The organism is Streptomyces sp. 5K101 (genome assembly GCF_046506645.1).
Taxonomy (GTDB): Bacteria; Actinomycetota; Actinomycetes; order Streptomycetales; family Streptomycetaceae; genus Streptomyces.
The window spans coordinates 103,983-130,897 of record NZ_JBKFFO010000002.1; the positions used below are offsets into that span (position 1 = coordinate 103,983).

Sequence of the window (26,915 nt, forward strand, 5' to 3'; positions counted from 1 at the left end):
GCCCGTACGAACCGGACGTATGCGTGACGTCGCGGCGTACGCGTCCGGCAGCGGACAGCCGCTGCCCGCGTGCCCGGTTCGCGTTCCCCGGCGCCTTGGTGACGGCTGAGACGTCGGTGACGGCTCACCCGATCTCGACGAGGAGGTCGCCGCCTTCCACCTGCTGGATCCGGTTGATGGCCAGCCTGCTCACCGTGCCGCCCTTCGGGGCGGTGATCGCGGCCTCCATCTTCATCGCCTCGATGGTGGCCACCGTGGCACCGGCTTCCACCGCATCGCCCTCGGCGACCGCGAGCGTCACGACGCCGGCGAACGGCGCGGCGACGTGACCGGGGTTCGCCCTGTCGGCCTTCTCGGTCACCGGTACGTCGGCGGCCGCCGCGGCGTCCCGCACCTGGATCGGCCGCAGTTGGCCGTTCAGGGTGGACATCACGGTGCGCATGCCGCGTTCGTCGGCCTCGCCCACGGCCTCCAGCTCGATGAGCAGCCGCACGCCCGGTCCAAGGTCGACGGAGTACTCCTTTCCGGGGCGCAGCCCGTAGAAGAAGTCCTTGCTGTCGAGCACGCTGGTGTCGCCGTAGGTCTGCCGGTGTGTCTCGAACTCCTTCGCCGGTCCGGGGAACAGCAGGCGGTTGAGCGTCGACCGCCGGTCCTTCTCGAGTCCGGTGCGGTCCTCCGCGGTCAGTTCCCGCACCGGCTTGGGCTCGGCGCGGCCCTGCAGCGCCTTGCTGCGGAACGGCTCGGGCCAGCCGCCCGGCGGATTGCCCAACTCGCCGCGCAGGAAGCCGATGACGGAGTCGGGGATGTCGAACCTGCCGGGCTCCGCCTCGAAGTCCGCCGGGGACACGGCGGCGCCCACGAGGTGCAGCGCGAGGTCGCCGACCACCTTCGAGGACGGGGTGACCTTGACCAGCCGGCCGAGCATCCTGTCCGCTGCGGCGTACATGGCCTCGACCTCCTCGAAGCGGTCGCCGAGCCCGAGTGCGATCGCCTGGGTGCGGAGGTTGGAGAGCTGGCCGCCGGGGATCTCGTGGTGGTACACGCGCCCGGTCGGGGAGGCGAGTCCGGCCTCGAACGGTGCGTAGATCCTGCGGACGCTCTCCCAGTACGGCTCCAGGTCCCCGACCGCCTGGAGGTCGAGGCCGGTGGGCCGCTCGGAGTGGTCGGTCGCCGCCACGATCGCCGACAGCGACGGCTGTGACGTGGTGCCGGCCATGGACGCCACCGCACCGTCCACGGCGTCCGCGCCGGCCTGGATCGCGGCCAGGTAGGTGGCGAGCTGGCCGCCCGCCGTGTCGTGCGTGTGGATGTGGACAGGAAGGTCGAACTCCCTGCGCAGCGCGGAGACGAGCCTGGCGGCGGCCGGGGCACGGAGCAGACCCGCCATGTCCTTGACGGCCAGGACGTGGGCGCCCGCCTCGACGATCTGCTCGGCCAGGCGGAGGTAGTAGTCCAGGGTGTAGAGCCGCTCCGACGGGTCGGACAGGTCGGAGGTGTAGCAGAGGGCGACCTCGGCGAGGGCCGTTCCGGTCTCGCGTACGGCGTCGATGGCGGGCCGCATCTGTCCGACGTCGTTGAGCGCGTCGAAGATGCGGAAGATGTCGATGCCGGTGGCCGCGGCCTCCTGGACGAATGCGTCGGTCACCTCGGTCGGGTACGGGGTGTATCCCACGGTGTTGCGGCCGCGCAGCAGCATTTGGAGGCAGATGTTCGGTACGGCCTCGCGCAGGGCGGCCAGGCGCTCCCAGGGGTCCTCCGCGAGGAAGCGCAGTGCGACGTCGTAGGTGGCGCCGCCCCAGCACTCCAGGGACAGCAGCTGCGGCAGGGTATGTGCCACCACCGGGGCGACGGCGAGCAGGTCCTTGGTCCTCACCCGGGTGGCGAGCAGCGACTGGTGCGCGTCCCGGAAGGTGGTGTCGGTGATGCCGATGGTCGGCGACTCGCGCAGCCGGCGGGCGAAGCCCTCCGGGCCCAGTGCGGTGAGCTGCTGCCGGGAGCCGGCCGGCGGCTCGCCGGCGGGCAGCGGTGGCAGCTTGGTGGCCGGGGCGATCAGGTCGGGCCTCGGGCCGTGGGGCTTGTTCACCGTGACGTCGGCGAGGTAGGTGAGCAGCTTCGTGCCGCGGTCGGCGGAGTGGCGCGCGGTGAGCAGGTGCGGCCGTTCCTCGATGAAGGACGTCGTGACGCGCCCGGCCTGGAAATCCGGGTCGTCGAGCACGGCCTGCAGGAACGGGATGTTCGTGGACACGCCCCTGATGCGGAACTCGGCCACCGCGCGCCGGGCACGGCCGACGGCAGTCCTGAAGTCCCTTCCCCGGCAGGTCAGTTTGACCAGCATCGAGTCGAAGTGGGCGCTGACCTCCGTACCGGCGTGTGTGGTGCCACCGTCGAGGCGGATGCCCGAACCGCCCGGCGAGCGGTACGCGCTGATCATGCCGGTGTCCGGCCGGAAGCCGTTGGCCGGGTCCTCGGTGGTGATCCGGCACTGCAGCGCGGCGCCGCGCAGGACGACGGTCTCCTGCGTCAGGCCGAGGTCGGCCAGCGTCTCGCCGGCGGCGATGCGCAGCTGTGCCTGCACCAGGTCGACGTCGGTGACCTCCTCGGTCACCGTGTGCTCCACCTGGATGCGCGGGTTCATCTCGATGAAGACGTGGTTGCCGTCGCGGTCGAGGAGGAATTCCACGGTGCCGGCGTTGCGGTAGCCGATCCGGCGGGCGAACTTCACGGCGTCGTCGCAGATCCGCTCGCGCAGCGCCGGATGGAGGTTGGGGGCGGGCGCGAGTTCGATCACCTTCTGGTGGCGGCGCTGCACCGAGCAGTCGCGTTCGAAGAGGTGGATGACATCGCCCTGCCCGTCGGCGAGGATCTGCACCTCGATGTGCCGGGGGTCGACGACGGCCTTCTCCAGGAAGACGGTGGGGTCGCCGAACGCGGACTCGGCCTCGCGGGCGGCCGCCTCGATGGCCTCGCGGAGCAGCGCGGGGTCCTCGACCCGCCGCATGCCGCGCCCACCGCCGCCGGCGACCGCCTTGACGAACACCGGGAAGCCGATGTCCTGGGCGGCCGCGACCAGTTCATCCACGTCGGTGGAGGGCTCCGACGAGCCGAGCACGGGTACGCCGGCCTCGCGGGCGGCGGCCACGGCACGCGCCTTGTTGCCGGTCAGCTCCAGCGTCTGCCTGTCCGGGCCCACGAACGTGATGCCCGCCTCCTCGCAGGCGCGCGCCAGCTCCGGGTTCTCGGACAGGAAGCCGTACCCCGGGTAGACCGCGTCCGCGCCGGCCAGGCGCGCGGCCCGGATGATCTCCGCCACGGAGAGGTAGGCGCGCACCGGATGCCCGGGCTCGCCGATCTCGTACGCCTCGTCGGCCTTCAGCCGGTGCAGCGAGTTGCGGTCCTCGTGCGGGAAGACAGCGACGGTGCGCGCACCCAGTTCGTAACCGGCGCGGAACGCGCGAATCGCGATCTCCCCGCGGTTGGCGACCAGCACCTTGCGGAACATTGCGGATCCCTTCAGCCTGCCGGTGACGAAACCATGGTGTCGTCTGATGCCTCTGCCGTGCCACACGGGTCATGATCTGCTTCCACGGACCACGCCGAGCGGGCTGCCCGGCGCTCGACCCGGCGGCAACGTTACGGGTGGGACGGGGGTCTTTTGAAGGGCCGGAGCGCGTGGAGTGGATCTCATCGGGCCGTGACCCACTCAGCGGCCGACGCGCGGCGGTGCTGCGTCCTGCCGTGCCCGACGGCCTGGTCAACGGGGATGTCATCGCCGTCGGCGCCGTCGCTCGACGGCGGAGAGTCGCGGACATCGAGGCCGCGCGGGCGGGTGGGAGGCGTGGCCCGCCGGCAGGCGCGCAGCCTTCTGGCGGCCCTCGACGGGGCGCAGTGCCGAGCGCGCGTTGCCTCCGCCGTCGGCCACAGGGTCACGTCCGGCGCGAGGGTCTCCATGAGCGTGGCGACGTCGAGGAACGGTTCGGTCACCTGCTGTCGGATGCGCGGGTGCGCTCCGTAGCGGGGCCGGACCTCGGCGACTCCGGCGGCGGCATCCCGTTCCTCCTGCACCGATGAGCTCCCGCGCCGCCTGCGACGGCAGCGCGGGGCCCCACCGCGACGGGGGAACGCGGCGGGGCCTCGCGGTGTTGTCTACCCCACCGCCGCCGCCCCACACTCGCCTACGGTCATCTCATGGGGCTCGGCGTCAAGTTCCCTTCATGTGCGCGCAATTCGGGCCGAGAAGGCCGGTCCACCTCCAGGCTGCCGAAGCGCTCCCATGTGTTTCGCGAGCGGACCTGCCGGTCACCCGCAACGGAAGACGCGGCGAGGAGCGCCGCGCCGTACGACCCGGAAGGGAGAGACGCACCGTGCTGAACTGGCGTGAGTACGCGGCATGCAGGAACGCGGATCCCGACCTGTTCTTCCCGATCGGCACCGGCGCACCGGCCCTGGTGCAGGCGGAAGCCGCCAAGCTGGTCTGCGAGCGGTGCCCGGTCCGCGAGCAGTGCCTCGCATGGGCCATGGAGAACAACCAGGAGTCCGGTGTCTGGGGCGGGCTGAGCGAGGACGAGCGCCGTTCCCTCAAGCGCCGGACCCAGCGCCGGGACCGGCACCCGGCCTGAACGGGCCCGCTCGTACGAGCAGGTGTTCTACGATCACGGGTCACTGCTGCGGCCGCTGCCATGGAGGTAGATCGACGTGACGGATGTGGTTGTCTTCCACCACGCCCAGGGCCTGACTCCGGGAGTCATCGGCTTCGCCGAGGAACTCCGCGGCGCCGGACACACCGTGTACGCGCCGGACCTGTACGAGGGCCACACGTTCGACACACTGGACGCCGGTCTGGCCCACCTGTCGGAGATCGGCGTCGAGGAGATCGTCGCGCGCGGGACACGCGCCGTCGCGGAACTGCCGGCCGACGTCGTCCACGTCGGGTTCTCCCTCGGCGTGGTGACCGCGCAGAAACTGGCCCAGACGCGCTCCGGGGCCCGCGGCGTGGTGCTCGTCTCGGCGTGCGTTCCGGCTTCGTACTTCGGGCCCTGGCCCGCCGGGGTGCCGGTACGGGTCCACGCCATGGAGGCGGACCCGGTCTTCCGCGACGAAGGCGACGCCGAGGCGGCCCGCGCACTGGTCGACGAGGTGCCCGACGCCGAGCTGCACCTCTATCCGGGCGAGCAGCACAACTTCGCCGACAGCTCGTTGTCGTCCTACGACGCCGCGGCCACCACGCTGCTGATCCGGCGCACGCTGGCGTTCCTCGACGAGAGATGAGCGGGCGCGGGCTCCGTCGGGCCGGCGGCCCACGGCCAGGGGCCTGTCCTGGTGGGAAATGACGGTGAACAGACAGCGCGCGAGCGGCAGAATGGCCCGATGACCGCATCCGATCCCAAGGCCGACCTTCTCTTCTACCTGCAGTCCGCCCGCGACACCCTGTTGTGGAAGCTCGATGGACTCTCGGAGTACGACATTCGCCGTCCCATGACGCCGACCGGCACCAATCTCCTGGGCATGGTGAAACACGCGGCCGGTGTGGAACTGGGCTACCTCGGCGACACCTTCGGCCGGCCGTCCGGGGAGCCGCTGCCCTGGCTCGAAGACGGTGCCGAGCCCAACGCGGACATGTGGGCCACGGCCGCCGAGTCACGCGATGTCATCGTGGGCCTCTACCGCCGGGCGTGGGCGCACGCGGACGCGACGATCGACGCGCTGGCGCTGGACACGATCGGCAGAGTGCCGTGGTGGCCGAGCGGCAGGGACGAGGTGACGTTGCATCATGCCGTGGTGCGCGTCATTGCCGACACCCACCGGCACGCCGGGCACGCCGACATCATCCGGGAACGACTCGACGGCGCCGTGGGGATGAACAAGGGCAACGACAGCATGCCGCCGGGCGACTCGGTGTGGTGGGAGAACTATCGAGACCGACTGGAGCGTGCAGCTCGGGAAGCCGACCGGGGCGCGTAGACACGGACCGGACCGCTGGGGATTCGGACATCCAGAGGTCGACGCGGCGCCTTCACCCTGCCCGCTCCCTGCGGCCCGACGCGCTCCGAGCGCGGACACGGTCGTCTTGCCCGGCACCTCACCGGACGCCACCCCCGAGCAGGGCGGCGTCCGGTTCGGCGCGGGTGAGCGGCTGGGCGCCGGGCCGTTCGCAGGCGAGCGCCCCCGCGGTCGCGGCGCGGCGCAGCAGGTGCTCCACGTCGTCGCGGCTCTCGGGCAGCCGCACATGGAGCGTGCCGTCCTCGGCGGGCCGCAGCAGGGCCGCGACCGCCGGGCTGCCGCCCGCAATGGCGGCGACGGACGTGTCCCCGGCCCGCCACACGAGGTCGACGAGCGCCTCGCCGACGACGACGGTGGTCATGACGCCTGCTCCGACGCGGGTCTCCTGTCGTGGATCCTCAGACCGGCGAGATCCCATGCCTCGACGGCGTAGGGGACCGGTGTGGCGCCGGCCGCCGTGGCCTGCAGGCGCCAGGGACCCCGGCCGGCCGGATAGAGGCGCAGGGTGAGTGCCTGCCCCTCGGCCGTGAACACCTCGGCGGCGGAGCGGTCGAGTACGACGCGGATGTCCACCGGCCCCGCAGGCGCGGGCAACCGCCAACTGCCGCCCTTGGCCCGTGGGTCGAGGGAGGCGTGGGACCGGTCGACGACCACCTCCGCCGTTGCCGGGTCGCGGACGATGTCCAGGTACTCGCCGTCGGCCGCGTCGGTGACCAGCCGCAGCCCTCCTCCGGTGTCGAGGCGGGCGGTGATGTCGCAGACGGAGTCGATCTCGCCGAGGTCGGCGGGCCGGCCGGGACGGGACTCGCCCGTGGCGGCGACGCGACGGTCCCGGCGCAGCCGCCCGATCTCCCGGGCCGGCCGTTGGACAACCACGCCGTCCGCATCGAGGGTGAGTTCGCGCGGCAGGGACAGCATCCCGGCCCATCCCACCTCGTCGGTCCATTCGCTGGGCGCGCCGACGCGTGCCTCGTCACGCGCTTCCCAGATCCAGCCCCACATCAGCCAGCGGCCGTCGAGGGCGGGCAGCAGAGCCGGTGCGTAGAAGTCCGGCCCGTGATCGAGGCGTTGGGGGGAGGCGGCGACGAACGCCCCGTTCTCCTCGTGTCCGGGCCAGGCCGCCGTGCAGAGGGCACCGTCGTCGGGGTCCCAGGCGCTGACGATCACCGCCCCGCGGCCGTGGCCGAAGTGTGCGTACTGGGCGCACTCCCAGCCCTCCTCGGTGTTGTCCCCGCCGGGCAGCGGCTCGGGCGCGCGGGCCAGGAAGACGCCCTGATACACCCAGTCGGTCAGGTCGGTGGAGGAGTACTGCACAGCCGCGCCGCGACCGTCCCCCAGGGCGGCGCCGACGAGCATGCGCCAGCGGTCGCCGTCGCGCCACACGTACGGGTCGCGGAACATGGTGGTGTCCGCGGGCGGTTCGGGAACGAGCAGCCGGTCGTGCTTGGCGAAGGTCAGACCGCCGTCCCGGGACACCGCCCGGGCGACCGGCTGGTACCAGCGGTCGGGGTGTTTGGCGGAGTAGAAGGCGACGAGTTCGCCGCCTGCTTCGACGGCGTTGCCCGACCACACTCCTTCGGTGTCCTCGCCGCCGGGGGTGGGGGCCAGGGCGATGGGCAGGAGTTCCCAGTCGAGGAGGTCGGCACTGCGGAAGTGCCCCCAGTGCATGTCCGCGTGGCGGGCGCTTCCCGGGTTGTACTGGAAGAAGACGTGGTAGTGCCCGTCGTGGAAGACGAGCCCGTTGGGGTCGTTCAGCCAGTTGCGCGGCGGGCGCAGGTGGAGTGCGGGGAAGTGCGGGTCCCGCGCGGTGGCGGACGCGGCGCGGTGTCTCTTCGCGGTGTGCACGTGCTCAGCCACGGGCGCGCTCGTTGTAGCGGTGGCGTACGTCCGCGGCCTGCTTGGTGTTGGCCTCGGACTCCTGCAGTGAACGCTCCCCGCGCAGGCGGGTGCGCTCGGCGAGGTGCTCCATGTGCCGTTCGAAACGGACCCGGTAGCGTTCGCGCATCTGGGCGATCTCTTCGGCGACGAGGCCGTGGCGGGGGGCCGGGGTGGGCATGGGCAGGCCGGCGGGCCGTACCGGCAGGCGCTGTTCGAGCGGCAGTATGGAGGCCCTCGGCGAGGGGAGCGTCTGGTACCAGTAGGCGGTCGAGGCCCAGTCGTCGCTCAGGTGGTTCCCGTGGCCGTGCTCGATGGAGACCTTGATGCGTTCCTCGAAGCGGACCGGATCGGTCACGTGGAAGCGGTAGTTGACGGAGTAGCCGGGGACGTCGGCCTCGTGGAGGATCGCTCCGTGGTAGAGGTAGGCGTTCTTCTGCATGCCCCAGGCGTGGTTGAAGTAGTCCTCGGTGCCGGTGCCGTGCAGGGAGGGCGGCCAGAGCGTGCTGCCGTCGGGCAGGAAGTCGTCGTCGATCCAGATCATGTCGTTGCCCTCGCCCCACCAACTGCCCTGCCGGTGGTGGACGGAGAGGTTGCAGCCGACGTAGTGACCGGTGCCCTCGGTGTCGAGGATGACGTAGTTGTCCTCGCCGGTGACGTCGGCGATGTTGACTTCGGGGCTGTTGGTCTGGATGTCCGGGGCCCAGCCGTTGCACGGGTTGCTGCGGTTCCAGCGGGCGTGGAAGTAGAGCGTGTCCTCGGGCAGCGGCTCGGGGAACAGTTCGTAGTCGATGTAGAAGTACTGCTGGATCGGCAGGTCGTTCTCGTTGACCAGCTCGATCCGGGCCCTCTTGTCGAACGGCATCGGCGCCCAGCAGTTCAGTGCCGCGCTGCCGCCGAACATCAGTGACTCCTCGGGCTTGGCCGAGACGGTGAAGAGTGCGGACTGGTAGCTGTTGGGCATGCAGTGGCCCACGCCGAAGAAGTCTCCGAGCGGCACGAGGACGGCCGGCTCCTCCTCGTCGTCCCAGGTGATACGGATCAGGACCTTTCGGTAGTAGTCGGGGTCCGGCTCCTCCCAGTTGACGCCGAGCGCGTTGTGGATCTCCATGACCGGCGCGACGGTGTCCGCCTCCAGCGGGTCGATCAGACCGGGTCCGAGCGTCTTCCGGCAGAACTGCGTCATCCAGATGTGCGTGATCTGGCCTGGGCCCTCCAGGTCGGCGAGGACGCGGCTGGAATGCGCCGGGGTGGTCCAGTAGTCCTGGTTGCGGCCGCGCTGGTCCCAGCTCGACGTGCGGGCGCTGCGTGCCGCCTTGCGGCGGGTCAGGTCCGTGAGGGAAGAAAGCATGGGGCGTTGCCTTTCGGTGAGGTGAGTCGCTGAGGGTGGGCGCAGGAGGACCGGCCTCCTCCGCCGTCGGTCAGGAAGGTCGGTTACGAAGAGGGGGCTGTCGGGGTCCGCAGCCGCAGGAGGTGCGGTACACCACGCGCGGTTCGAGGCGGATGACCTCGCCCCGCTCGCATCTCTCCCCGTTCACCCGCCGCAGCAGCAGGGCCATGGCGGTGGCGCCCACGTCGAATGCCGGCTGGACGACGGTGGTGATGCGGGGTTCGAAGAGGCCGGACTGCGGGAAGCCGTCGAAGACCGCGAGCTTGAGGTCCCTCGGGATGCGCAGGCCGATCTCCGCGGCGGCCTCCATGACGCCCACGGCGGTTTCCGTGCTGGCGCAGGCGACCGCTTCCGGCCTCCGCTCGCGAGTGAGCATGCGCAGGGCGAGGGCGCGGGTCTCCGCGGCCAGTCCCGACCCGGTGATCACCAGGTCGGGTTCCGGTTCGATGCCCGCTGCCCGCAGCGCCTGCGCGTAGCCGCGGTGGCGCTCGGCCATGGTGGAGACCGCGAGGTCTCCGGCGGCCAGGGCGATCCGGCGGTGTCCGTGCCCGAGCAGGTGCTCCACGATCTCGCGCATCGGCGTCGTGTTGTCGACCCCGACCCGGTCGCCCAGGGCCCGGTCGCCGATCCGGTCGCCGATCCGGTCGAGGATCACCACCGGCGTCCCGCCGCGCCGTAGCGCCTCGGTCTCGCCGCCCGTCGACCGTGCGGCCGGGGCGACGATGAGGCCGTCCACACGGCGGGCGGCGAGTGCCTGCACGGACCGCGTCTCCTGGGCGGGGTCCTCCGCCGAGTGCGCGAGCAGCAGGGTGTACCCGGCCCGGGCCGCCTCGTGTTCGACGCCCCGGACCATCTCGGCGAAGGTGGGCTGGCCGGCGTCGGAGACCACCAGCCCGATGGAGTCCGTGCGCGAGCGGCGGAGCGAACGGGCGAGCGTGTCCTGGCGGTACCCGGTCTGCTCGATGGCCTTCAGCACCCGCTCGCGGGTCCTCTGGGCCACCGGCCTGGTGCCGTTCACGACATGGGAGACCGTCGAGATGGAGACCCCGGCGTGCTGCGCCACATCGACGATGGTCGCCACATGCACCTCTCTCTATCGAAACGTTTGCGCGAAACGTTTGCGCAGATTGTTGCCTCGGGCTCGGTAGGTGTCAAGGTGGTGCGAGGCCCGGGTTCACGGGGCCCGACGGGGCGTCAACGCCCCTGTTCAACCCACGAGTCCGGGATCACGCATGGCAGCAGGGCCCGCACCGCAGGAGCGCGTGTGAGCCTGGGAACGTGTCCGGTGGTCAGGAGACGGCGACGTCCCGGTCCGGGCAGCCGCACGACTCGCGATAGGTGATCTCGGGCACCAGCCGCACGGAGCGGTAGCTGGTCCTGGTGTCGTCCTCGAGGCGGCTCAGGAGGAGCTGCATGGCGGTGCTGCCGATTTCGTACGCGGGCTGGGTGACGGTGCTGAGGCGGGGCCGGAAGAGGTCCGCGTTGGGGAATCCGTCGAAGGTGGCGAAGGCGAAGTCACGCGGCGTCCTCAGGCCCAGAGCCTTGGCCGCCTCCAGTACCCCGACGGCCGCTTCGCTGCTCACCGCGACCACGGCGGTGGGCCGGTCCGCCCGCCGGAAGAGGGCCGTCGTCTGCCGGCGGACATCGGCCGCGAGGCCGCTGCCCATGAGGACCAGCGCGTCGTCGGCCTCGACACCGGCCTCGGCCAGCGCATCCAGATATCCCTGGCGCCGTTCGGACACGGTCGACACCGCCGCGTCACCGCCCGCCAGCGCGATACGCCGGTGCCCGTGCTCGACGAGGTGGAGCACCAGCTCGCGCATGGGAGCCGCGTTCTCCACGCCCACCTGGTCGGCACGGATGCCGCCCAGGCGGTCCATCAGGACGACGGGCGTACCACGCTGCTGGATGTCCGCCATCTCCTTGCTGTGGGACCGGCCGACCGGGGCGATGATCAGTCCGTCCACTCGGCGCTCGGTCAGGGCCTGCAGCGCCCTCAGCTCGCGCGCGGGATCCTCGCCCGAATTCGCGAGCAGCAGGGTGTGGCCGGCGGCAGCCGCCTCGTGCTCGACGCCGCGGACCATTTCGGCGAACGCGGGCTGGGTCACGTCGGAGACGACGAGCCCGATCGATTCGGTCCGCGACCGGCGCATGGCACGGGCGACGCTGTCCCGCCGGTACCCCGTCGCGCGGATGGCCTCCTCGACACGCTCCCGCGTGTCCTCCCGGACCGGCCGGGTCCCGTTGAGGACATGGGAGACGGTGGACGTGGAAACTCCCGCCAGCTGTGCGACATCGACGATCGTTGCCACTCTCTGTTTCCCCGCCTGTCATCGAAACGTTTACGAAACGATGGCACGCGACGCGTGACGCGTCAACGGCCGGTCGCCCTTGTGCCGCCTGCCTGCTCGGCGGCAGCTTTCGCTGCCGGGCATCGGCCGAGGCGGTCGGCATGGTTCGGCGAGCGCCGCTTCGGCACGCTCCGGAAATCCCGTCGGCACACCACCTTGACACGGGTAACGGCCCGAGTATCTTTCATCGAAACGTTTGCCCCCAGCGGTCGGACCCGATACCCATACGTCCCCCGCAGCCGCCGACAGGCCATTCCAGCAGCCGATCCGGGCAGCTCATCGCGGTGAAGCCACAAGACGCGCATCGGAAGATGCCGGCGAAAGGTGCAGCAACTATGTCAACGATGACACACGTGGCGGGCAGTCCCCGTCTCCCGCGGGTCCGCCGTCTCGCGAGCGCCGTCACGGCGACGGCCCTGACCGCCGCGATGGCGACGGCCTGCGGAGCGGACTCCGCCGGGGGGTCGTCCGCCGACGGACTGATCACCCTCGCGATGCACAACCCCAACATCCAGCAGCAGGACCCCGCGACCCACGAGCTCGTCCAGGCGTTCAACGCGAGGAACCCGACAATGAAGATCAAGCTCGTCGGCCGGCCGATGGAACAGCACCAGCAGCAGATGACGATCGCGGCGCAGAGCGACACGCTCCCCGAGGTCTTCTGGATCTACGACGCGCTCGCGAAGACCATGGCGAAGAACGGCGACCTGCTCGACCTGAAGCCGGTGCTCACGGAAAAGGGCCTCGACGCCAAGTTCGCCCCGCACATGCTGTCCGGCTTCCGGCAGGGCGAGGTCCAGTACGGAGTCCCCTACCAGGCGCTGGTCACCGGCTTCTACTACAACAAGGCCGTCCTGGACGAACACGGCATCCCGGTCCCGAGGACCTACGAGGACCTGCTCTCCGCCGTGAAGAAGCTCAAGTCCGAGGGAGTCGTGCCGATCGCCCAGGGCGCGAACAACTCGTCGTTCAGTGTGTGGGCCTTCCTCACGATGCTCAGCCGCTTCGGGTACGAGGAGAAGTACCAGGCGATCCTCGACAAGAAGGAGAGCTACGACAACCCCGACTTCCTGCGCCTCTACCGGCACATCGAGGAGCTCGCCGAGGCCGGCGCGTTCCCGTCCAACATGACGACGCAGACCTACACCCAGGCCGTCGCCTCCTTCACCGCCGGACGGGCCGCCTTCCTCGACTCCGGAGTGTGGGACGCCGCGAAGATCCAGGAGAGCCCGATCGGCAGGAACGTCGGCTTCTGGGCCGGGCCCACCTTCTCCGACGGCGTCGGCAACCAGAACCTGGTGATGAACGCGCCCTCCGCGCCGCTCGTCGCCAGCGCCGAGGTCAAGAAGGACCCGAAGAAGTACCAGGCAGTCAAGAAGTTCCTCCAGTTCTACTACAGCGACGCGGGCCAGCAGATCCTGGTCGACAACGCCCAGCCGCCCGTCACCACCTACGTGCCCACCGTGGACAAGGACAAGTCCGCCGTGTTCTGGGCCGTCCTGGAGGAAGCCGCCAAGCCGCATATGACGAGCCCCAAGGCGCAGCCCGACCTCGTCGTCCCGGCGGAGACCGCCACCGCCATGTACGACAGCATCTACGGCGTCATGTCGGGCGCGATGAGCCCCGAGGAAGCCGTGCGGCTCGTCCAGCGGACCTTCACGTAGCGGACGGGACAAGGCAGTCGACGGCGCAGGCCGTTCTCGGACGAACAGGGCCGGCCCTGGCCCGAATGGCAAGGACAGCATGAACTGGCTCACCACGCGCCGGACTTTCACCCTGATGATCGCGCCGGCCCTGCTCCTCTACACGGTGTACATGGTCTACCCGATCCTGTACTCGATCTACTACAGCTTCACCAGCTTCGACGGCGTCTCGCCCGCGCAGTTCACCGGACTCGACAACTACCGCGAGATGGCACACGACACGGTCTTTCGGACGTCGGTCCAGAACACCGGAATCATCCTCGCGGTCGCCGTCACACTGCTGGTCCCGCTGGCCTTCCTCCTGGCGGTCCTGCTCAGCGGCAACGTCAAGGGAAGCGCGGTCCTCAGACCGCTCGTCTTCGCGCCGGCGATCGTGGCGCCGATCCTCGTCGGACTGATCTGGATCTTCATCCTCGATCCCGAGATCGGCCTGCTCAACGCGGTTTTGCAGGCGATCGGCATAGCCGTGCAGCCCCAATGGATCGGCGGCACCACCCTCAGCCCCTACTCGGTCGCGTTCGTCTATCTGTGGCAGCAGACCGGGTTCATCGTCACCATCCTCTACGCCGCCATCCGGATGCTTCCGCGCGATGTGATGGAGGCCGGCACCCTCGACGGGGCGACGCGCTTCCAGCAACTCCGGTACATCACCGTGCCGATGCTGCGGGAGTCGTTCGGGATCTGTACGGCCCTGGTCGTGACCGGCGTCTTCAAGATCTTCGAGCTCGTCTACGCGCTGACCGGAGGCGGTCCGGTGCACCTGTCCGAAGTGATGGTGAGCTACATGTACCACGTCACCTTCACCACACTGCAGTACAGCTACGGGATGGCGCTGGCCGTCGTGGTGTTCGTCCTCGGCGCCGCCGCCGCGGTCGTCACCCTGTTCGGCGTCAAGAGGAGGGCCACGGCGTGAAGACGACGAGCAACCAGCGCATCGGGCCCCACGCCGAAGCCCGCCCGTCCCCGCGCCCGAGCCGCGGGCGCGTCATCGCGTCGGCCGTCGCGTACCTGATCACCTTCGTGATCCTGCTCCCGCTCCTGTGGATCATGCTGCTGTCGTTCCAGACGAACGAGAACATCCTCGCGCACCCGTTCTCGCTGTCGGATCTCAGCCTGGTCAACTACCGTCAGGCCCTGGAAACGCTCGACCTGATGGTCATGTACAAGAACACCCTGATCCTGGCGGTCTTCTCGGTGACCATCGGGCTGGCCGTGTCGTACATGGCCGCCTTCGCACTGACCCGGATGGTCTTCCGCAGCGGACGGCGCCGGGTTCAGAACACGATGAGGTACTACGTCCTCGCCGGCCTCGCCGTACCGGTGTACATCCTCCTCTTTCCGGTCTACCGGCTGGACACCGCACTGGGCCTGTTCGGTACGCACGCCGCGCTGATCCTGCCGTACATCGCCGTCTCGATCCCCTTCAACGTCCTTCTCCTGACCGGCTTTCTGCGCGAATTCCCCGAGGAGATCGAACAGGCGGCGGTCATCGACGGGGTGGGGCTGTGGTCGATGGCGTGGCGCGTGGTGTTCCCGCTCATGCGCCCGGTCGTCGCCACGCTCGCGATCCTCAACGTCATCTACGTCTGGAACGAGTTCCCCTTCGCCGTGACGCTGATCAACAAGCCGGAGCTGACGACGATCTCGTTGGGCATCTCCCGGTTCCAGGGCGTCTACAGCGTCAACTACGGCGCCATGATGGCGTCCGCGACCCTCGTGCTCCTCCCCCAGCTGGTCATCTACGCCGTCTTCCAGCGCCAGGTCATCTCCGGCATGACCGCCGGGGCGATCCGCTGAGCCGGTGCGCGAGCGCCTCCGGCCGTACCCGGTGTGCCGTGGTCCCGGACACGCGGCTCGAGCCCCCCTGTCCCCTTGTCCGATGTGTCGGTCCCATCCCTTCGTCAGGAGCCGAAATGAACCGAGGGAAACCGCCGGTCTCACGCCGCAGCGTGCTGACGGGCTTCACCGCGGCGCTGGCCTCGACGGCGTTCGTGAGCGCACGGCCGAGCCCCGCTCGGGCCGCCACGGCCGCCTCCACCCCGCCACCTCCCCCGCACCCGCCGTACCACTCCATCGTCGGCCTGCTCTGACCAGCGCGTTCAACCGAACCACTGCACCCGACCGTTCAGGAAGGAAAGACATGGCAGACACGGTCTACGACGTCACGACATGGGCCGGGGCGACGGTCTCCCCCTACGTGGACATCGGCGCGGTGATCAACCAGATCATCGCCGACATCAAGGCGAAGCAGTCGACCCAGACGACCAGGCCCGGCGCCGTCATCTACATCCCACCCGGCCACTACGACCTGCTCACGCGCGTCGTGATCGACGTGAGCTTCCTTCAGATCAAGGGCTCCGGCCACGGGTTCCTGTCCGAGGCCATCCGTGACGAGTCGTCGACCGGATCCTGGGTCGAGACGCTGCCGGGCGCCAGTCACATCCGGGTGAAGAACAACGACGGCCACAAGGAGGCGTTCCTCGTCAGCCGGTCCGGCGCGCCCGGCACGGTGGGCCGGCTGAACAGCATCGTCTTCCAGGACTTCTGCCTCGACGGTGTCTCCTCGTCCAAGCCCTACACACCGGGCAACTCCAAGATCGGCATCTCGTTCCAGTCGGACAACGACGCGATCCGGATCGAGGGAATGGGTTTCGTCTACCTCGAGCACGCGATCATCGTCCGGGGCGCGGACGCCCCCAACATCACCAACAACTTCATCGCGGAGTGCGGGTACTGCATCGAACTGACCGGGGCGTCCCAGGTCGCCAAGATCACCAACAACTTCCTGATCAGCGCATGGGGAGGCTACTCGATCTTCGCGGAGAACGCGGAAGGACCGCAGATCTCCGGCAACACGATCCTGTGGGCCTGCAACATCACGTTCCACAACGTGAACCGCGCCTCCATCACCAGCAACAAGCTGCTCAGTAACTTCCCCAGCATGATCGCCCTGCTCAACGGCAGTTCGGAGAACCTGATCTCCGGCAACCACTTCCGGCGCGTCTACGGGGACGGCACCAGCACCCGCTTCGACGACAAGTTCGGCCTCGTGCACATCGCGGGGAGCAAGAACACGCTGACGTCCAATCAGTTCTCCTTCTCCGTCCCGGCACAGAACATCACGCCGGCGGGCGCCGACCCGACGATCGTGCTGGTCAAGAGCGGGGACGACAACTACCTGGCGACGAACCACATCACGAGCAACCTGCCGGCCAAGGTCGTTCTCGATGCCGGCACCACGGCCACCAAGGTGCTCTACAGCGCCACCAGCGCACAGTTCGAGCCCTACACCACCAACCACTCCCTGGTGGCCACTCCCTAGGACGCCGGACCCACTCCTTCACCGCCACGCGGCCTGTCCCGAGCTCCAGGCCGCATGTTGATTCGGTTCACAAGCCGTGATCTGATTGCCCACGCTTACGTTCGACAGCCTGCACCGCAGGCCTGCGTGCACCGGGAAGAGTCATGGGCATATGGATCTCGGGCTCTTCGCCCTTCTCTATCCGGGTCTCGAGCTCCTGCGGATCGGGAGTGCGGCTCTCTGCCTGTGCGGTGTCGCTCTCTTCGTCCGGCACTTCGCGGTGGTGCGCAGGCGTCAGGTCCGGCACGGATTGCGGAAGACCGTCCCCTGGGGAGCCTATGTGTCCAGCGGCATCGGGCTGTCCGTGCTCGGGCTGGCCTCCCTGGCGCTCTTCCTCGGTGAGGCCCTGGGCGCCTTCCCCACCTGACCCGGCGGCACCTGCCCTGCGGACAGGTGCACCATCCCGCCACGACACCACAGGAGCGGCCATGCGGCCCGAAAGACGTACGCGCACGACCAAACTCGTGATGTCCTCCGCCCCCACCGACCGGTGGCCCCTGCGGTTCGGCCTCTTCGCCCTGGCCGGCTGGTGCTGTGCGCTCCCGTTCTACTACCTCGGGGGGTTCTTTCTGACCTACCTGCTGCCTTTCGCCTCCCTCACCGCCGTCCTCGGCGGCGCAGGCGTCCTGTGGCGGCTTCGCGGCACGGCGAACTCCCGCCAGTCGCCGCTCATCGGCATGGCACTTGGACTCCTGGGCCTCTGGATCGCCTGGTACCACTTCTTCGTCTGGGCGTAGGTGTCGGGGAGGGCGTCGAGACGATCGCCGGGGCGTCGTGGGCGCGGTCATCCGTTGTCAACCGGCGGCAGTCACGGGCGTGTTGCTCAGCGTACCGGCTGCGCGAAGCGCTCGAGCGCCCCGTACATCGCCGTGCGCATCGCGGAACTTCCCAGGTGTCCGGAGTCGTCGACGACCACCAGCTCCGCGCCGGGCCAGGCGCGGGCGAGTTCCCAGGCGGTGTCAAGCGGCCCGCTCATGTCGAGGCGGCCGTGGATGAGGACGCCGGGGATGCCTGCAAGGCGCTCCGCGTCCCTGATCAGCTGGCCTTCCTCCAGCCAGGCCCCGTGAGCGAAGTAGTGCGAACAGATCCGTACGAACGCCAGCCTGGCCAACGACGGCCTGTCGCCATACGGGTTGGGCCGGCCCTGGGGCTCCGCCGATACGACCGCGTCCTCCCATGCGCACCAGTTCGCCGCGGCCTTGGCCCGTACGTCCGGGTCGGGGTGGTTCATGAGGCGCGCGTACGCCTTGACGAGGTCGCCGTCACGGTCGACCTCGGGGACTCCGTCCCGGAATCGTTCCCACGCCTCGGGGAAGAAACGGCCCACACCCCGGTAGAGCCAGTCGATCTCGTAGCGCCGCGTGCTGGTGACGGCGACGAGGACGATCTCCGACACCCGCTCGGGATACCGCTCGGCGTACGCCAGACTCAGGGTGGACCCCCACGAGCCGCCGAAGAGCAACCACCGCTCGACGCCCAGGTGTTCCCGCAGCTGCTCCATGTCGGCGATCAGGTGCTCGGTGGTGTTGAGCGCCATGTCCGTGGCCGGGTCGCTCGCGTCGGGTGTGCTGCGGCCGCACCCGCGCTGGTCGAAGAGGATGATCCGGTATCGCTCCGGGTCGAACGACCTGCGGGTGCCCTCGGAGGAGCCCGAACCGGGGCCGCCGTGGACGACGAGGGCGGGCTTGCCTGCCGGGTTCCCGCACACCTCCCAGTGGACGAGGTTCCCGTCGCCCGTGTCGAGCATGCCGTGGTCGTGAGGTTCGATCGGAGGGTAGGGCGCGTCCATGGCGGGCTCTCCTTCGTCGTGGGCGTCGACGGGAACAAGCCGACCACACTACAAGCCGGCCGCCGTGCGCCTCCGGGCCGGATCATGGACGATGATCCGGCCCGCGGCGCCTGGTCCGCGCGGTGTCCGGCGCGGATGTCCGGCTGCCGGTCACAGCGAATGGGTGATCCACCGCTGCAGTGCGGCGTGGGTGGAGTCGTCGAGCCTGCACAGTGCCTCGATCGCGGCCAGGTCGCCCGGAAGCGGCGCGATGCCCGCGGTGGTCAGCGCGGCATGCAGGTCCAGGCGACGCCGGTCCGCCGGGTCCAGCGGCATGGGGACGCGCCGGCCGGGGTCGGGGGCGGGCAGGACGTAGTCGTCGGACTCCGGCCCCCCGTACGTCACGTGCGCGACCTCGGTGGCGTCGATGAGGGCTCCGGGGAATCGGTAGGGGTCGAACGCCGAGCTCGTGACCGGGGCGATGATTGCCTGTCCGGTGGTCATGCGTACCTCCTCGGTTGTCGTGCAACTGCAGAGGAGGACTGCCGCGCGGGTCCGCGCAGTTGCGGCACCGGCTGCTTACCACCCGAATGCCCCCTATGACATCTCGTCACATGAGCGACGAGCGCATGGTGTGACGAACAACGGGCGGGCGCCGCGCGGCTGCTGGTCGTGGCTGACGGCGCCGCCCGTCTCCGGATCGGGTCAGAAGATGCAGCGGTGGGGCGACCCGTTGCCCGACAGGTGTTCGTCCCAGACCCAGCCCGAACCGGGCACGTAGGACCACGTGTTGCCGTACTGATTGACGATGAAGCACCTCACCTCGACGGTGGCGCCCTGCGGGTAGGTCTTCAGGCGGTAGCACTCGCCGTAGGGGCCCATGCGCAGGGGCGCGTCCCGCAGTGCGGTGTGTGTGGTGGTGTACGGGTTGTCGGCGCTGGTGGGTGCGGCCTGGCTGCACCGGTCGGCGGCGGCCGCAGTGGCCGTGGTCGCAGCGGTGGAGTTGAGTGTGACCGCGGCGGCCGCCATGGCCATTGCCGCCGCGGTCGTACGGAGCCGGGCCGGTCGGAAGTGGGACATGGTGGTTTCCTCCTGATCACGTGCTGGACGGGTGACCGCGCCGTTCCACCGGGCCGATGGGGCGGTGTCGTCGAGCGGCGCCGGCACACCGTCGCACGCTCCGTGGGCGGCTCGGCAGCACGTTGCGTGTCCGGGACACGTCCCGGACACAGGGCCGAAGGGGTCATCCACGCGGGCGGTCGGGTCCCGACGCCTCCACAACGGGCTGATCGTCGGCTACGAGGCCCTGTTCATCTCCTACGACCAACACCCGTCTGGCGCCCCGCCCGGCCAGGCCTTCAGCGCGGGCGGGCACGGAGGCGACCCTCAGCGCGTCCGGGGGGCCTCTTCGGGCGGGAGGGACGCAGGCAGGCTCACAGCATCGGCGCGGTGACCGGTGTCCACGCCGAGGGCCGTGCCGTGCACGGACCGCCCTCGTGCACCAGGAGCCGTCGCTCTGCCGGGTCGAGCGCGACGGTGGACAGCGTCGCCCACCGGCTGCCCAGGGCCCCGCGCGCCGAGGCGTGGCAGCACACCTCGGCGCCGTCGTCACGGTGGGCGGTGAGCAGTCCTGCGACGTCGTCGGGGCCGTCCGGGCCCGGGTGGCCGAGCACGCGTGCCGAGAGCAGGCGGTGCCGGTCGAACGTCTCCGGCTCGCGCCGCCCGCGCAGTTCACCGGTGGCGAGAGCGGGGTCGAGGAAGTGGTTACCACAACGGTCATGACCGTCGAGGCGGAGACCGGGGCTCCGGTGAGGATGCCGACGGCCTCCTCGAACGACCCGGCCGTGCCGAGGACATGACGGGCCACGAGGTGGACGGGTACGCCGGTGGCCGCGTCGTCCCGGTGACCGAGGATGTTGAACAGCACACCCACCCCGGCGTCATTGACGCCGATCTTCGCGAGGATGCCGTACTCGGTGATGCCCGCGACGTTCCGGGTGCCGCCGCTGACGGTCTGGATGTGCCAGGCGTCGGCGAGTTCCCTCGTGCCAGTCCCAGCACTGGCCGCCGGTGGTCCGGGTGCCGCTGTGGACCAGCGTCGAGCATTCGCCGGCGCGGGGCGCGCCCGCCTCGGCGAGGATCTCGGTGCGCGCGTTGAGCGCGGCGATCGTCCAGAACGGGCCTCCGGGCCCTCGGCGACCCCTGCCATCTCCTCGACCGGCTCCGGTGCCCACGCGCGGGTCGCGTCGACCGTGCGCCGCGAGCGCGGGAACGTCGAGGGTCAGGCCGCTGCCCGCGGCGACGGTCTCGAAGAGCTTCGCGTAGACGCCCCACGCGCGGGCGATCTCGTCGCGGGCCCGGCGGCCGCGTTCGTGGCCGCGCTTCCATGGGCTGTCCCCGGCGATCCGGAGGACCGTACGGCCGCTCATGCGCCGGTCCTCGCGGCGAGCACGGTGCGGTCGTTGCGCATCAGCAGGGCGTAGACGACCACGGAGACGATCATGCCGGCGGGCAGGGAGAGGTCCACACCACCCAGGGCGGCCGCGATCGGGCCGGTGTAGAGGGTGTTGACGCACAGGGCTGCCGCAGCCACGCCCGCCATGAGGCCGGCGACGCCTGCCCAGTTGACGCCTGCGGTGTACCAGAAGGGGCTCCGGGGAGTCTCGTCCGTGAGCGCCAGGCCGTCGTAGCGGCTCTTCCGCAGCACGACGTCGGTGGCGTAGACGGCCATGCCGGGGCCTATCAGGACGACGATCAACTGGAGGGCGTTGCTGACGGTGTCGAGGAAGGCGGAGACGAGAAGTCCGTACAGGGTCATGGCGACGGCGGCGATTCCGTCGAAGACCACGCTGACGGAGCGTCGGATGCGCAGGCCGACGGCCTGGAGGGCCAGGCCCGCGCTGTAGGCCGTCAGGGCGTTGATGGAGATCGTGCCGAGGACCAGTGCCAGCAGGAAGACGGGCGTGAACCAGCCGGGCAGGATCTGCTCGAGACCGCGTTGCGGGTCGGTCATGTCGACCGCCGTCGCGGCGAACGCGCCCAGGGAGCAGACGATGACGCTGGGCACGAACGCGCCGAGCGCGGTCCAGCCGACGACCGCCTTCGGGGAGGTCGAACGCGGCAGGTAGCGGGCGAAGTCGGCGCTGGTGGTGTAGGACAGCGGGCCCGAGGCCATCATCGTGAGGCCGGCGACGACGGTCGCCCACAGGTCGAGGCCGGTCAGCGGCTCGGCGGGGGTGTACGAGAAGTCGGTGTGCCCGATCACGCCGTAGGCGACGACGGCGAAGGCGGGGGCCAGGGCCAGGGTGATCGGAAGGTAGAGCTTCACGATCAGTCCGTGTCCGACGACGCTGATGGTCAGGGTGATCGCGGCGATGACCACGATGACGGCGACCTCGACTCCCGCGCTCGGGGGGATGCCGGCCCTTTCGACGAGGGCGAAAGCGGCGACCGCCGCGGCAGCGAGGTTGAGGGTGAAGTAGCAGACGGACACCGTCCAGCCGACCAGGGCGTTCTGCACCCGGTTGCCGATCACGCCGAACAGGGCCCGGGTGATCACCTCACTGGGGGTGCCGGAGGCCGGGCCCGAGGTGGCGACCAGTCCGGTGAGCACAAACAGGAGGTTGCCCGCCACGATCACGGCGACGGCCAGCCACAGGTTTGCGCGGCACCTCAGCCGCTACCGGCCCGTTCTGCGGGACCGGGTCGCCGTCCAGGAGGCCGCCTGGCGCGAGCGACTGGCGACCTTGTCCGAGAAGGCGTCGGGCGCGACGAATTCCGCACGGACGACGCGTACGTGACGACGATTCAGATCATCGTCGTGCTCGACGGCCTCGGCGCCCACGCCAACACCGGCACCAGCGATCGGCCGGAGGCGGTGAGGCGCATGGCAGTGACGACGGCGGAGCGCGAACTGGGCCTGCCGACGGGGACGCTGGCTCCACCGCTCGCCGCGGTGGTGTCCGGCCCGGACGGGGCATCCGTGGGATCCGCGGCCCCGTCCGTCGGCTCCGCACCGGAAACGGACCCCGGCCCCGGTACGGGCCCGTCCGCCGCACCGGACACGGCCCCCGGCCCCGGCACGGGCGCGGACGCGGCACGGACCCGTCCGCCCCACCGGACACGGACCCCGGCCCGGACACGGACCCCGACCCCGGCCCCGGCGAGGACCCCGCCACCCGGCCCCGGCGCGGGCCCGTCCGTCGGGACGTCCGGCGTACCCAACTGACCCCTTCCACCACCCCCCTCTTCGAGGAGCCGCTGTGCGTACCCGTCTCGTCCTGCTCTCCGCCCGCCTGCTCGACCCGGTCAACGCCGCCTGTGCGGCGGGCGAGGAGCACGAGGCCGGCCGGATCGCCGTAAGTTTCCGCGCCGATCTGACAGCCTTCGCCGACGACCCGCTCTCCACCGCAGCCACCGATCTGCCGAACCTGCCCGTCCTGCTCACGGTCCTCGACGGCCGCCCCACACACTGCGACGCGAGCCTGTGACCCGCTCCGCAGGATGACCGCACGTTGCCTCGCGGGGCTGCCGTCCGCGGACGGCGGCCCCCGCCGCGCATCCGGCGCCTGACACCACCGTTGCAGCACGACGCGCGAGCTGATCGGATGTCAGCTCAGAGGCAGTCTCATGATCGTCAGGTCCAGCCACCGCCCGAACTTGATGCCGGCCTCCCGCACCGTGCCGACGTGCTCGAATCCGAAGCGCTCGTGCAGCCGGACCGACGCGGCGTTGCCCGCCTCGATGTCCGCGATGACGGTGTGGTGCCCGGCCTCACGTGCCGACGCGATGAGCGCGGCCATCAGTGCCGAGCCGACACCGAGCCCGTGCCGGTCGTCGCGGACGTAGACCGAGTCCTCCACCGTGTGCCGGAAGCCTTCCAGCTCCCGCCATGGGCCGTACACCGCGAAGCCGGCGACCTCAGCCCCGGTCTCCGCCACGAAGGCCGAGCCCCGGTCCAGGTGCGTGGCGAGCCAGGCCGCGCCCTCGGCGGGCGTCTGCTTCGTCTCCGTCCACAGGGCGGTCGAGTGCTCGATCGCGTGGTTGCGGATGGCGAGCACGGCGTCCGCGTCGCCGGGTGTCGCCGGGCGGACGTTCACCGCCCGCGGTTTCTCGTATATTGGAACCATGTCCCACATAGTAGATCCCCTGGTCGGGCAGATCGCCGCGCGCGTCCGCACCGAGCGCGAGCGGCGCCGCTGGACCCTGGCGCAGCTCGCCGACGCCTCCGGTGTCTCCCGCGCCATGATCCACCGGATCGAGCGCGGCGAGAGCAGTCCCACCGCCGTCCTGCTGGGCAAGCTCTCCGCCGCCTTCCAGCTCAGTGTCTCCTCCCTGCTCGCCCTCGCCGAGGGGTCGACCGGCGACGACGGCAGCGAGGACACCGCGTCCGGCGGGCACGGCACGGGCGTGCGCCGGAAGAACGAGGCCGCGCGCTGGCGCGATCCCGCGACCGGCTACCGCCGACGCCAGATCACCGCGCCGCACTTCCCCGCGGAGATCGCCGAGATCGAGCTGCCCGCCGGGGCGCGCGTGCCGTATCCGGCCGCCGCCTTCGCCTTCGTCCGGCAGGTCATCTGGGTGCTCGACGGCCGGCTGACCTTCCACGAGGGCGACACGGTGCACGAGCTGGAGGCGGGCGACACCGTCGAACTGGGTGATCCCGCCCCATGCGTCTTCGCCAACACGAGCGGCGCCGCCTGCCGTTACGCCGTCGTACTGGCCCGGGGCGAGAGGCCGTGACCCTCTTCCGCGGCGGCACCGTCCTCCTCGCCTGCACGGCCGGAACGGCGATCGCGAACAACTACGCGGTGCAGCCCGCGCTCGGCGGCCGCCCCACGCCCTGCGGGAGGCGATGAGCCCCACGGCTCGGGCAGTCGGCTCGCCCGTATCCCCGTCGCGAGGGGCACGTTCGGCTCTGATCGGCACCGATGGTGCGCGACGCACCGATCCGGTGGCCGAAGCGGTCCCGGGCAGGCATACCGCCCGTCGCCTCGGGTACTCGGGGCGTCGTGGAACCCACGCCCGAGGCGTCCCCGAGGCCGCGGGCGCACCAAGTCACCACGGAAGGACGGCATTCGATGTCGAAGGTCGAGCAGTCGATCGAGGTCGATGTACCGGTCAGCACGGCCTACAACCAATGGACCCAGTTCGAGACGTTCCCGCGCTTCATGGAGGGGGTCGAGCGGATCGAGCAGCGGACCGACACGCTCACCCACTGGGTGACCGAAATCGCCGGTGTCAAGCGCGAGTTCGACGCGCGGATCACCGAGCAGATCCCGGACGAACGCGTGGCGTGGACCACCGTCGACGGCGAGCTGCGGCAGGCCGGCGTGGTCACGTTCCACCGTCTCGACGACGCGCGCACCAAGGTGATGCTGCAGATGGACTTCGACCCGGCGGGCGTCACGGAGAACGTCGGCGACAAGCTGGGGTTCGTCAAGCACCGGACCTCCGGCGACCTCAGCCGCTTCAAGAAGTTCATCGAGTCCCGCGGCGTGGCCGACGGGGCGTGGCGCGGCACGGTCTGACGCCCCGGGGCTCTGCCCCCGCGCGAGCGTCACGTGAGGTGTACCGCCGGACGGGGGACCGCCCGGCGGTACACCTGTGTTGTGACCCGGCCCCGTACCCGGTCGGCACCCTGCGCCGGGTCACCCCTTCACAGCACCCGCCGTCAGGCCCTGGACGATGTGCCGGCTGGCGAAGGCGAAGAGCACCATGGTGGGCAGGATCGTCAGAACCGCCGCCGCCGACATGGAGCCCCAGTCGATGTTGAAGCTGGAGATGAAGCCGTTCAGTGCCGTGGGCACCGTCTTGTTGCCGTCGCTGTTCATCAGCGTGACGGAGAGGAACAGCTCGTTCCAGCAGTTGACGAAGTTGAAGATGAAGGCCGCGACGATGCCCGGCCTCATCACCGGCAGCAGGACCCGGAACAGGGCACCGAACCGTGAGCAGCCGTCGATCATGGCGGCCTCTTCGAGGGAGTCCGGGATGTTCTCGAAGAAGCCGCGCAGCATCACCGTGCAGAACGGGATGCAGACCGCGATGTAGACGAGGACGAGCCCCAAGCGGTTGTCGACCAGTTGGAGGTCGGTCATCAGCAGATAGAGCGGCCCCAGCGCGATGAAGGCGGGGATCATCTGGGTGACCAGGGCCGCCATCAGCAGGGCGGTCTTGCTGCGGAACTCGAACCGGGCCAGCACGTAGGCCGACAGCATCGAGATGACGGTCGCCACCGTGCCCGCGACCGTGGCCACGATCAGGCTGTTGGTCAGGTAGACACCGAACTGCGCCTTGTCGAACAGGCCGGCGTAGTTGTCCAGGGAGAAGTCCTCGGGCCAGTACGCGAGGGGGAAGGCGAAGATGGCGCCGGGAGGTTTGAACGAGGTGACGGTGATCCAGTACAGCGGGAAGACGGTGAAGATCAGCCAGAGCGTGAGGAAGCCGATCCTGACGCTCTTCCCGGCCGAGGACTCTCGGGTGTTCACGACGTCGCTCCCTTCTCGCGGGTGGCCGTGAGGTAGAAGACGGAGAACAGCAGGAGTCCGGCGACCACCAGCAGACCGAGCGCGGACGCCTTTCCGTAGTCGCCCTGCTGGGTGATGTTGATCATCCACGTCGTGACGATGTGCGTCTCGTTGTTCGGCCCGCCGCCCGTCGTCCCGAAGATGATGTCCGGGAAGTTGAAGATCCAGATGACGCGCAGCAGCACCGTCAGGGCCAGGGTCGTCCGGATGTACGGGATGGTGATGCGGAACAGCGTGCGCGCCTTGCCCGCGCCGTCCAGCGCGGCGGCCTCGTAGATCTCGTCGGGTATCGACTGCAGTGCGGCAAGGATCATGATGGCGAAGAACGTCACGCCGTACCAGATGTTGGCGACGATGACGGCGACCATGGCGGTCTTCGGGTCGGCGAGCCATGCCACGGGCTCGTCGATCAGATGCGCCTTCATCAGCAGGTCGTTGACGACCCCGAACTCGCTGTTGAACATCCAGCGGAACAGGATGCCGATCAGGAACCCCGAGATGGCCCAGGGAAAGAAGATCAGCGCCTGGTAGAGCCCGCGGAAGCGGAAGCGGCGCCGCAGCCACAGGGCCAGCGCGAACCCGATCAGGAGCTGGGGCACGATCGAGGCCACCACCCACAGGGCGGTGTTGCTCAGGACGGTGCCCCACAGCGGATCGTCGAAGACCTGCCGGAAGTTCCCGAGTCCGACGAAGGACGTGTCGGTGAGGTCCGTCAGGTTCCAGCGGCGGAAGGCCATCTGGCTTCCGGCCACCATCGGGTAGTACGTGAACACCACCACGAAGATGACAGCCGGCGCCATGAACGCGGCGATCACCAGGCCCCGGCGGGTGGTGAACTCGCGCCTGCGGCGGCCGCCGCCCGCCGTCCCGGCAGTGCGGGCGCCCTCCTTGCGGGAGAGCTGCCGCGCCTGCTCGTCTGCCGAAAGGACCGTGCCCGCCCGCAT

Annotated in this window: 30 protein-coding genes and 2 pseudogenes; 15 read left to right on the forward strand and 17 right to left on the reverse strand. The window is 70.0% G+C overall.

Going from position 1 to position 26,915, the window contains the following annotated elements; all coding sequences use genetic code 11:
* Positions 1–124 precede the first annotated feature (124 nt).
* Positions 125–3,499: a pyruvate carboxylase gene (locus tag ACLB9X_RS03445; protein WP_410358701.1), complete on the reverse strand. Its 3,375-nt coding sequence runs from the start codon at positions 3,497–3,499 to the stop codon at positions 125–127.
* A gap of 182 nt (positions 3,500–3,681) precedes the next feature.
* Positions 3,682–4,062 carry a hypothetical protein gene (locus tag ACLB9X_RS03450; RefSeq protein WP_410358702.1) on the reverse strand — a complete coding sequence of 127 codons (381 nt, stop codon included), beginning with the start codon at positions 4,060–4,062 and terminating at the stop codon, positions 3,682–3,684.
* A gap of 299 nt (positions 4,063–4,361) precedes the next feature.
* Here ACLB9X_RS03450 and ACLB9X_RS03455 point away from each other — a divergent pair, with 299 nt between their 5' ends.
* The 3 genes from ACLB9X_RS03455 (at position 4,362) to ACLB9X_RS03465 (ending at position 5,958) form a co-directional block, all read left to right on the forward strand.
* Entirely contained in the window at positions 4,362–4,616 is a 255-nt protein-coding gene (locus ACLB9X_RS03455) for a WhiB family transcriptional regulator (protein WP_410358703.1), read from the forward strand.
* Positions 4,617–4,692: 76 nt separating this feature from the next.
* On the forward strand, positions 4,693–5,265 hold the full coding sequence (locus tag ACLB9X_RS03460; RefSeq protein ID WP_410358704.1) for a dienelactone hydrolase family protein: 573 nt from the start codon (positions 4,693–4,695) through the stop codon (positions 5,263–5,265).
* 99 nt (positions 5,266–5,364) lie between these two features.
* Entirely contained in the window at positions 5,365–5,958 is a 594-nt protein-coding gene (locus ACLB9X_RS03465) for a DinB family protein (RefSeq protein WP_410358705.1), read from the forward strand.
* A 118-nt stretch (positions 5,959–6,076) separates the two neighbouring features.
* On the opposite strand, the gene ACLB9X_RS03470 is transcribed toward ACLB9X_RS03465, so the two are convergent.
* The 5 genes from ACLB9X_RS03470 to ACLB9X_RS03490 all read right to left on the reverse strand — a co-directional run bounded on the left by ACLB9X_RS03470 (position 6,077) and on the right by ACLB9X_RS03490 (position 11,574).
* On the reverse strand, positions 6,077–6,358 hold the full coding sequence (locus tag ACLB9X_RS03470) for a hypothetical protein (protein ID WP_410358706.1): 282 nt from the start codon (positions 6,356–6,358) through the stop codon (positions 6,077–6,079).
* Positions 6,355–7,854, reverse strand: a complete 1,500-nt coding sequence (locus ACLB9X_RS03475; RefSeq protein WP_410358707.1) for a glycoside hydrolase family 32 protein — start codon at positions 7,852–7,854, stop codon at positions 6,355–6,357. The genes ACLB9X_RS03470 and ACLB9X_RS03475 overlap by 4 nt, the downstream gene beginning before the upstream one ends.
* Entirely contained in the window at positions 7,847–9,223 is a 1,377-nt protein-coding gene (locus tag ACLB9X_RS03480; RefSeq protein ID WP_410358708.1) for a glycoside hydrolase family 172 protein, read from the reverse strand. Before ACLB9X_RS03480 ends, ACLB9X_RS03475 begins: the two co-directional genes overlap by 8 nt.
* 70 nt (positions 9,224–9,293) lie before the next feature.
* Positions 9,294–10,343, reverse strand: a complete 1,050-nt coding sequence (locus ACLB9X_RS03485) for a LacI family DNA-binding transcriptional regulator (protein ID WP_410358709.1) — start codon at positions 10,341–10,343, stop codon at positions 9,294–9,296.
* A 208-nt stretch (positions 10,344–10,551) separates the two neighbouring features.
* The gene (locus ACLB9X_RS03490; RefSeq protein ID WP_410358710.1) at positions 10,552–11,574 is read right to left on the reverse strand and encodes a LacI family DNA-binding transcriptional regulator; all 1,023 of its coding nucleotides are present in this window, start codon (positions 11,572–11,574) and stop codon (positions 10,552–10,554) included.
* A gap of 374 nt (positions 11,575–11,948) precedes the next feature.
* On the opposite strand from ACLB9X_RS03490, the gene ACLB9X_RS03495 reads away from it, so the two are divergent.
* The 7 genes from ACLB9X_RS03495 to ACLB9X_RS03525 all read left to right on the forward strand — a co-directional run bounded on the left by ACLB9X_RS03495 (position 11,949) and on the right by ACLB9X_RS03525 (position 17,414).
* Entirely contained in the window at positions 11,949–13,277 is a 1,329-nt protein-coding gene (locus ACLB9X_RS03495) for an ABC transporter substrate-binding protein (protein ID WP_410358711.1), read from the forward strand.
* Positions 13,278–13,356: 79 nt separating this feature from the next.
* Positions 13,357–14,229, forward strand: coding sequence for a carbohydrate ABC transporter permease (locus ACLB9X_RS03500; RefSeq protein ID WP_410358712.1), 873 nt, complete (start codon positions 13,357–13,359; stop codon positions 14,227–14,229).
* Positions 14,226–15,113, forward strand: a complete 888-nt coding sequence (locus tag ACLB9X_RS03505; RefSeq protein ID WP_410358713.1) for a carbohydrate ABC transporter permease — start codon at positions 14,226–14,228, stop codon at positions 15,111–15,113. Before ACLB9X_RS03500 ends, ACLB9X_RS03505 begins: the two co-directional genes overlap by 4 nt.
* 116 nt (positions 15,114–15,229) lie before the next feature.
* Complete coding sequence (locus ACLB9X_RS03510) at positions 15,230–15,406, forward strand: hypothetical protein (RefSeq protein WP_410358714.1); 177 nt, start codon at positions 15,230–15,232, stop codon at positions 15,404–15,406.
* 50 nt (positions 15,407–15,456) lie between these two features.
* Positions 15,457–16,638 (forward strand): NosD domain-containing protein, encoded by a 1,182-nt coding sequence (locus ACLB9X_RS03515; protein WP_410358715.1) that lies wholly within the window; start codon positions 15,457–15,459, stop codon positions 16,636–16,638.
* A 151-nt stretch (positions 16,639–16,789) separates the two neighbouring features.
* A complete protein-coding gene (locus ACLB9X_RS03520; RefSeq protein ID WP_410358716.1) occupies positions 16,790–17,044 on the forward strand; it encodes a hypothetical protein in 255 nt (84 codons plus the stop codon).
* Between the two features lie 61 nt (positions 17,045–17,105).
* Positions 17,106–17,414: a hypothetical protein gene (locus ACLB9X_RS03525; RefSeq protein ID WP_410358717.1), complete on the forward strand. Its 309-nt coding sequence runs from the start codon at positions 17,106–17,108 to the stop codon at positions 17,412–17,414.
* An 86-nt stretch (positions 17,415–17,500) separates the two neighbouring features.
* Here the strand turns inward: ACLB9X_RS03525 and pip are convergent, their stop codons facing one another.
* The 7 genes and pseudogenes from pip to ACLB9X_RS03560 form a co-directional block, all read right to left on the reverse strand.
* Positions 17,501–18,466, reverse strand: a complete 966-nt coding sequence (pip, locus tag ACLB9X_RS03530; RefSeq protein ID WP_410358718.1) for a prolyl aminopeptidase — start codon at positions 18,464–18,466, stop codon at positions 17,501–17,503.
* 150 nt (positions 18,467–18,616) lie between these two features.
* Entirely contained in the window at positions 18,617–18,949 is a 333-nt protein-coding gene (locus ACLB9X_RS03535) for a hypothetical protein (protein WP_410358719.1), read from the reverse strand.
* Positions 18,950–19,150: 201 nt separating this feature from the next.
* Positions 19,151–19,525 carry a hypothetical protein gene (locus ACLB9X_RS03540; RefSeq protein ID WP_410358720.1) on the reverse strand — a complete coding sequence of 125 codons (375 nt, stop codon included), beginning with the start codon at positions 19,523–19,525 and terminating at the stop codon, positions 19,151–19,153.
* Between the two features lie 353 nt (positions 19,526–19,878).
* On the reverse strand, positions 19,879–20,118 hold the full coding sequence (locus ACLB9X_RS03545; RefSeq protein ID WP_410359156.1) for a hypothetical protein: 240 nt from the start codon (positions 20,116–20,118) through the stop codon (positions 19,879–19,881).
* Between the two features lie 155 nt (positions 20,119–20,273).
* Positions 20,274–20,378, reverse strand: a pseudogene (locus tag ACLB9X_RS03550) (hypothetical protein); the annotation flags it as partial.
* A 7-nt stretch (positions 20,379–20,385) separates the two neighbouring features.
* Positions 20,386–20,874, reverse strand: a complete 489-nt coding sequence (locus ACLB9X_RS03555; protein WP_410358721.1) for a hypothetical protein — start codon at positions 20,872–20,874, stop codon at positions 20,386–20,388.
* Positions 20,871–22,103 (reverse strand): annotated as a pseudogene (locus ACLB9X_RS03560) (purine-cytosine permease family protein); the annotation flags it as partial. The gene ACLB9X_RS03555 and the pseudogene ACLB9X_RS03560, both read right to left, overlap by 4 nt.
* Here ACLB9X_RS03560 and ACLB9X_RS03565 point away from each other — a divergent pair.
* From ACLB9X_RS03565 to ACLB9X_RS03575, 3 genes are read left to right on the forward strand one after another with little or no spacing between them, the layout of a single operon-like run.
* Complete coding sequence (locus ACLB9X_RS03565) at positions 22,069–22,245, forward strand: hypothetical protein (protein WP_410358722.1); 177 nt, start codon at positions 22,069–22,071, stop codon at positions 22,243–22,245. The pseudogene ACLB9X_RS03560 and the gene ACLB9X_RS03565 sit on opposite strands and share 35 nt — an antisense overlap.
* Positions 22,242–22,673 carry a hypothetical protein gene (locus ACLB9X_RS03570; RefSeq protein ID WP_410358723.1) on the forward strand — a complete coding sequence of 144 codons (432 nt, stop codon included), beginning with the start codon at positions 22,242–22,244 and terminating at the stop codon, positions 22,671–22,673. The genes ACLB9X_RS03565 and ACLB9X_RS03570 overlap by 4 nt, the downstream gene beginning before the upstream one ends.
* 34 nt (positions 22,674–22,707) lie before the next feature.
* On the forward strand, positions 22,708–22,935 hold the full coding sequence (locus tag ACLB9X_RS03575) for an amidohydrolase family protein (RefSeq protein WP_410358724.1): 228 nt from the start codon (positions 22,708–22,710) through the stop codon (positions 22,933–22,935).
* A 120-nt stretch (positions 22,936–23,055) separates the two neighbouring features.
* Here the strand turns inward: ACLB9X_RS03575 and ACLB9X_RS03580 are convergent, their stop codons facing one another.
* Positions 23,056–23,574, reverse strand: a complete 519-nt coding sequence (locus tag ACLB9X_RS03580; RefSeq protein ID WP_410358725.1) for an N-acetyltransferase family protein — start codon at positions 23,572–23,574, stop codon at positions 23,056–23,058.
* On the opposite strand from ACLB9X_RS03580, the gene ACLB9X_RS03585 reads away from it, so the two are divergent.
* Together ACLB9X_RS03585 and ACLB9X_RS03590 are read left to right on the forward strand one after the other, a co-directional pair.
* Positions 23,573–24,187, forward strand: coding sequence for a helix-turn-helix domain-containing protein (locus ACLB9X_RS03585; RefSeq protein WP_410358726.1), 615 nt, complete (start codon positions 23,573–23,575; stop codon positions 24,185–24,187). The genes ACLB9X_RS03580 and ACLB9X_RS03585 overlap by 2 nt on opposite strands.
* A 338-nt stretch (positions 24,188–24,525) precedes the next feature.
* A complete protein-coding gene (locus tag ACLB9X_RS03590; RefSeq protein WP_410358727.1) occupies positions 24,526–24,975 on the forward strand; it encodes an SRPBCC family protein in 450 nt (149 codons plus the stop codon).
* 120 nt (positions 24,976–25,095) lie between these two features.
* Here the strand turns inward: ACLB9X_RS03590 and ACLB9X_RS03595 are convergent, their stop codons facing one another.
* Together ACLB9X_RS03595 and ACLB9X_RS03600 are read right to left on the reverse strand one after the other, a co-directional pair.
* On the reverse strand, positions 25,096–25,932 hold the full coding sequence (locus ACLB9X_RS03595) for a carbohydrate ABC transporter permease (protein ID WP_410358728.1): 837 nt from the start codon (positions 25,930–25,932) through the stop codon (positions 25,096–25,098).
* Positions 25,929–26,915: a carbohydrate ABC transporter permease gene (locus ACLB9X_RS03600; RefSeq protein ID WP_410358730.1), complete on the reverse strand. Its 987-nt coding sequence runs from the start codon at positions 26,913–26,915 to the stop codon at positions 25,929–25,931. Before ACLB9X_RS03600 ends, ACLB9X_RS03595 begins: the two co-directional genes overlap by 4 nt.